5 protein-coding genes are annotated in these 4,971 nt (G+C 69.6%); 3 read left to right on the forward strand and 2 right to left on the reverse strand.

Annotated elements, in window-relative coordinates:
• Window positions 1-256: 256 nt before the first annotated feature.
• Both QZV94_RS19560 and QZV94_RS19565 read left to right on the forward strand, forming a co-directional pair.
• Window positions 257-1,072, forward strand: a complete 816-nt coding sequence (locus QZV94_RS19560; RefSeq protein WP_293680739.1) for an enoyl-CoA hydratase — start codon at window positions 257-259, stop codon at window positions 1,070-1,072.
• Window positions 1,072-1,422, forward strand: coding sequence for a hypothetical protein (locus tag QZV94_RS19565; RefSeq protein ID WP_293680741.1), 351 nt, complete (start codon window positions 1,072-1,074; stop codon window positions 1,420-1,422). The genes QZV94_RS19560 and QZV94_RS19565 overlap by 1 nt, the downstream gene beginning before the upstream one ends.
• A gap of 27 nt (window positions 1,423-1,449) precedes the next feature.
• On the opposite strand, the gene QZV94_RS19570 is transcribed toward QZV94_RS19565, so the two are convergent.
• The gene (locus tag QZV94_RS19570) at window positions 1,450-3,255 is read right to left on the reverse strand and encodes an NAD(P)/FAD-dependent oxidoreductase (protein WP_293680743.1); all 1,806 of its coding nucleotides are present in this window, start codon (window positions 3,253-3,255) and stop codon (window positions 1,450-1,452) included.
• A gap of 139 nt (window positions 3,256-3,394) precedes the next feature.
• On the opposite strand from QZV94_RS19570, the gene QZV94_RS19575 reads away from it, so the two are divergent.
• The gene (locus QZV94_RS19575; protein WP_293680745.1) at window positions 3,395-4,336 is read left to right on the forward strand and encodes a DUF808 domain-containing protein; all 942 of its coding nucleotides are present in this window, start codon (window positions 3,395-3,397) and stop codon (window positions 4,334-4,336) included.
• Between the two features lie 46 nt (window positions 4,337-4,382).
• Here QZV94_RS19575 and QZV94_RS19580 read toward each other — a convergent pair whose 3' ends face one another.
• Window positions 4,383-4,868, reverse strand: a complete 486-nt coding sequence (locus tag QZV94_RS19580; protein ID WP_293680747.1) for an RcnB family protein — start codon at window positions 4,866-4,868, stop codon at window positions 4,383-4,385.
• Window positions 4,869-4,971 lie beyond the last annotated feature (103 nt).

The following is a 4,971-nucleotide window of genomic DNA, read 5'->3' on the forward strand; positions in this document are numbered from 1 at the left end:
TCGTAGGAACCGGCCTGCCAGAAGCTCGTCCCGGGGTTGGGGATGCTGTAGGTGAGCGAGCCGCCCGACCACTTTTCGCCGTCGGCATAGCGAAGGCCCGCGAAGACCTGTGCGATCGTAATCGTACTCATCACCCCCTCAGCGGTTGCTCACCGACCAATGCACGTTATGGGAGAGGTACGGTTGGTCGAAGCTTAATTCTTCGCCGGGGCGGCCTTCTATGGGAGGGTGACCGACCGCCGCAAGGGAGAGCGCCGTGAGTGAGAGCCAAGTCCTTTATGAGGTGAGCGAGGGGATCGCCACCGTGACCCTCAATCGGCCGGAGCGCCTGAACGCCTGGACCGGGACGATGGGGGCCGAGTTGCGCGTCGCCATGGAGAAGGCGGAGGCCGATCCGGAGGTTCGCGCGATCATCCTGACGGGCGCTGGTCGCGGCTTCTGCGCCGGGGCCGACATGGACGCGCTTCAAGGCATCGGCGCCGCGGGCGGCACGCAGACGCCGCGCGCGTTCACGCCCTTCGATCCGGGCTCGAAGCCCGACTTCCACCACCCGCAGGCTTGGTTCCCCACCGTCGGCAAGCCGATCATCGGCGCGGTGAATGGACCGTGCGCCGGCATGGGGATGGCGCTGGTCCTGTTCTGTGACCTGCGCTTCTGCACCGACGATACGGTGTTCGTCACCGCCTTCTCACGGCGCGGCCTGATCGCCGAGCATGGGATAAGCTGGATGCTGAGCCGCCTTACCGGACACTCGCGGGCGCTCGACCTGCTGCTGTCCTCGCGCCGGGTGACCGGCCCGGAGGCTTACCGCATCGGCCTCGCCGACCGGCTGGTGGCCCCGGACCAGCTGATGGCTGAGGCCCGCGCCTATTGCCGTGAGCTGGTCGAGAAGGTCTCGCCGCGCTCGATGCGGGTCATGAAGAAGCAGCTCTGGGAAGACCTGTTGCGCGGACTGGGCGAGGCGCTGAAGGAGGCCGACCGCGAGATGGTCGAGAGCCTGAAGGGCGCCGACTTCAAGGAGGGCGTCGCCCACTTCGTGGAGAAGCGGGCGCCGCGCTTCACCGGCGCCTGATGCCGAGGGTGACCTGGCTGGCCGTGCTGGCGTTGCTGGCGCCTTGGGCGGCGGCCGCCCAGTCCCGGCCGGCGCCCCCTGAGCGGCCCGTCGCCGACGGCCGGTTCAAATGCCAGGGCGCGCCGGACCTCAAGGCCGAGTTCGCCAGCCGCGCCTCAGGGCTGGTGGCCATCGTCGACGCCGGCGACGGACCCCATGCCCTGCCGCTGCGGCCCTGGGACGGCGGCGCCGCGCGGATCACATGGAGCGACGGACGGCGCACCCTCACGTGGAGCCCCGGCGTCCAGCTGATGTGGATGGACGGGGCCGAGCATCGGATGTGCGGGCGTAGCGGCGGCCACAGCCACTGAGGCTGCGCCGCGCCCCCGTGCTGCTCCTCAACGCACCTTGAGGCCCGCGAAATCGCCCTTCTCACGCCAGCCGTTGAGCAGGGCGAAGAAGGCGTCGGGTCCAGGGCCGTAGAGGCCGTCGAACAGCCCCTTGCCTTCCCCTGCCCGGCCCTCGCCGTTGTAGTAGCCAGGCGTGCAGTCCATCCGGAACTGCAGGTTGTTGAGGGCCGCGTCGCGGATGGCGCGCTGCCAACCCTCCACACCCTCCGGCGTCGGCTCCACGCACTGCGCCTGCCGCTCCGCCGCCGCCTGCACCATCTGCGCCACGTGACGAGCCTGCTCGTCCAGCATGTGCGGGAAGTTCGGCGTCAACGTGTTCTGGGTGACGCCCAGGTGGAAGCAGTTGGGGAAGCCGTCGGTGTAGAAGCCGTGCAGCGTCTTCATGCCGTCGGCCCAATGCTCGGTGAGCGTGCGGCCGTCCTTGCCGTGGATCTCGAAGCCGGCGCGCCGCGTGTAGGCGGTGCCCACCTCGAAGCCGGTGGCGAAGATGATGCAGTCGACCTCGTACTCCACGCCGTCGAACACCAGGCCGGTCTCGGTGACCCGATCCACGCCGCGGCCCAGGGTGTCGACCAAGGTCACGTTGGGACGGTTGAAGGTGGGCAGGTAGTCGTCGTTGAACGTCGGGCGCTTGCAGAACTGGCGATACCAGGGCTTGAGCTTCTCCGCCGTCTCCGGGTCGTTCACCAGGGTGTCAACGCGCGCGCGGATCTGGTTCATCTTCCGGAAGTCGGAGAGCTCCATCAGCCGGCCGAGTTCTTGCGGCGAGACGGCGCCGCCGGCGGCGCGGGCGGTGACGGCGGCGCCGAGGTTGCGGATGATGTCGGTCCAGCCGTCGGAGACCAGGTCCTCGTCCTGATGGCCGCCGCCGACCAGGGTATTGAAGTTCTCCATCCGCCGCTTCTGCCAGCCGGGCGTCAGCGACTTGGCCCACTCCGGATCGGTGGGCCGGTTGCCGCGCACGTCCACCGACGAGGGCGTGCGCTGGAAGACGTAGAGGTGCTTGGCGGCCTTGCCGAGGTGCGGGACGCACTGGATGGCGGTGGCGCCCGTGCCGATGATGGCGACGCGCTTGTCGGCCAGCTTGTCGAGCCCGCCTTCCGACGAGCCGCCCGTGTAGCCGTAGTCCCAGCGGCTGGTGTGGAAGCTGTGACCCTTGAAGCGCTCAATGCCGGGGATGCCGGGCAGCTTCGGCCGGTTCAACGGGCCGGAGGACATCACCACGTGGCGCGCGCGCATCGTGTCGCCGCGGTTGGTGGTGATCAGCCACCGCTGCTCGGCCTCCTGCCAGCGCATCTCGGAGATCTCGGTCTGGAAGCAGGCCAGGCGATAGAGATCGAAGTGCTCGCCGATGCGGCGCGAATGCTCGCGGATCTCGGCGGCGAAGCTGTACTTCTCCTTGGGGACGTAGCCGGTCTCCTCCAGCAGCGGCAGGTAGATGTAGCTCTCGATGTCGCACTGGGCGCCGGGGTAACGGTTCCAGTACCAGGTGCCGCCGAAGTCGCCGGCCTTCTCGATGATGCGGATGTCCTTGACGCCCGCCTCGCGCAGCCGCGCCGCCGCCAGCAGGCCGCCGAAGCCGCCGCCGACAATGATCACGTCCACCGTGTCGTCGATGGCGGCGCGGCTGAAGCCGGGCTCCACGTACGGGTCGTCGATGTAGTGGCGGAAGTCGTGGGCCACCTCGACGTACTGGTCGTTGGCGTCCGGGCGCAGGCGGCGGTCGCGTTCCTGGCGGTACTTCTCGCGCAGCGCGTCGGGATCGAAGTCCAGCTCCTGGGTCGCAGCGGTCATCTCGGTCTCCTGGGTCCGGACGGATGCTGAACCCAGGGGCCTGCGAACTCAAGCCATTCAGGCCGGGTTCACGCTGGTGGACGGGGCTGCTAGGCAGGACGTCCCGGCCGCGCGGTCCCTGAGCTCGAGACGAACCCACATGTCCATCGGACTGGTCGCCCTGCTGGACGACGTCGCCGGCATCGCCAAGATCGCCGCAGCCTCGCTGGACGACATCGGCGCGGCGGCGGGCAAGGCGGGGATGAAGGCCGCCGGCGTGGTGGTGGACGACACGGCGGTGACGCCCGGCTACGCCATGGGCTTCACGCCCGAGCGCGAGCTGCCGATCGTGTTCAAGATCGCGCTGGGCAGCTTGCGCAACAAGTTCCTGTTCCTGCTGCCGGGCGCCCTCCTCCTGTCGGCCTTCGCGCCGTGGGGCATCACGCCGCTGCTGATGGTCGGCGGCGCCTATCTCGCCTTCGAGGCCACCGAGAAGATCCTCGAGGCGCTGCGGGGCGAGGAGATCGGCGACGAGCCGGAGGAACTGGCGCTCAGCTCGGCGGAGCTGGAGAAGCAGAAGGTGGACGGCGCCATCCGCACCGACCTGATCCTGTCGGCAGAGATCATGGCCATCGCGCTGGGCGAAGTGGCGGACCAGCCGCTGGTGATGCAGGCCGCGGCGCTGGCCGTGGTCAGCATCGGCATCACTGCCGCGGTCTACGGCACGGTCGGTCTGATCGTGAAGATGGACGACATCGGGCTGCACCTGGCGCAGGCGCGGGCGCGGGCGGGTCGGGCGCTGGGCCGCGGCTTGGTGCGCGCCATGCCGGTGGTGATGGACGCGCTGACCAAGATCGGCACCGCGGCGATGCTGTGGGTCGGCGGTGGGATCCTGGTCCACGGGCTGGAGGAGTACCACCTGACCCCGGTGCCGCACTGGCTGGAGGCCGCCAAGCACTGGGCCGAGACGGCGCCGGGCGTGGGCGCGGTGGCCGGGTGGCTGGTGTTCGCGCTGGGTTCGGCGGTGGTGGGCTTCATCGTCGGCGGGATCATCGCCGGCGTCGTGCACTTCATTCCGCGCAAGGGCGCCAAGGCCCACTAGGGGCCGGCGCGCCGCCGCCAAGGGCAGCGCGCCGGGTTAGGTCGTCCTAGCGGCCGTAGTAGCGGTGGTCGTTGTCGTTGTCGGCCAGGGCGCCGCCGATGATCGCGCCGATCAGGCCGGAGGCGATGGCCGCCATGACCACGTCGCCGTTGTCGGACCGGTAGTAGCGGTAGCCGGGCCGCGGCGGGGGCAGGTTGTACCTGCGGTAGTCGGACACGTAGTAGCCGCGGTCGCGCCAGTACGGATAGACCTGGCCCTGGCGCCAGCGGTTGTGGCCGCGGTAGCCGTCGCGGCCGTAGGCGTGGCCATTGCCGCGGTAGTTGTCGCCGCGGCGGTTGTCGCGACGGTCGTACTGGTCGGGGCGGCCGTCGCGGTCGCGGTCGCGATTCCACTCACGCCGGTCGGAGCGGCCATCGCCGTCCGAGTCGCGGTAGGCCGCGCCGCGGTCGTAGTAGCCATAGGGCTGGGCCATGGCGGCCCCGCTGGCAAAGGTCATGGCGGCTGCGGCCACGCCCAGGATAATCTTCTTCATCAGGGGTCTCCTTTGGACCTATGCCCCGGAAGATACGGGAGGGCGTCTGAACGCGCCGGCGGGCGCTGCGTTCACACCGCGTTCACCACATTGACGGCGCCGG

Origin of the sequence: uncultured Phenylobacterium sp. (genome assembly GCF_902826855.1) — a bacterium.
In the GTDB taxonomy this organism is placed as follows: domain Bacteria; phylum Pseudomonadota; class Alphaproteobacteria; order Caulobacterales; family Caulobacteraceae; genus Phenylobacterium.

What these genes read in the sequence shown, in the direction of transcription:
- QZV94_RS19565 (WP_293680741.1), top strand. Translation starts at nt 1,072, where the DNA reads ATGCCGAGGGTGACCTGGCTGGCCGTGCTGGCGTTGCTGGCGCCTTGG.
- QZV94_RS19570 (WP_293680743.1), bottom strand. Translation starts at nt 3,255, where the DNA reads ATGACCGCTGCGACCCAGGAGCTGGACTTCGATCCCGACGCGCTGCGC.
- QZV94_RS19575 (WP_293680745.1), top strand. Translation starts at nt 3,395, where the DNA reads ATGTCCATCGGACTGGTCGCCCTGCTGGACGACGTCGCCGGCATCGCC.
- QZV94_RS19580 (WP_293680747.1), bottom strand. Translation starts at nt 4,868, where the DNA reads ATGAAGAAGATTATCCTGGGCGTGGCCGCAGCCGCCATGACCTTTGCC.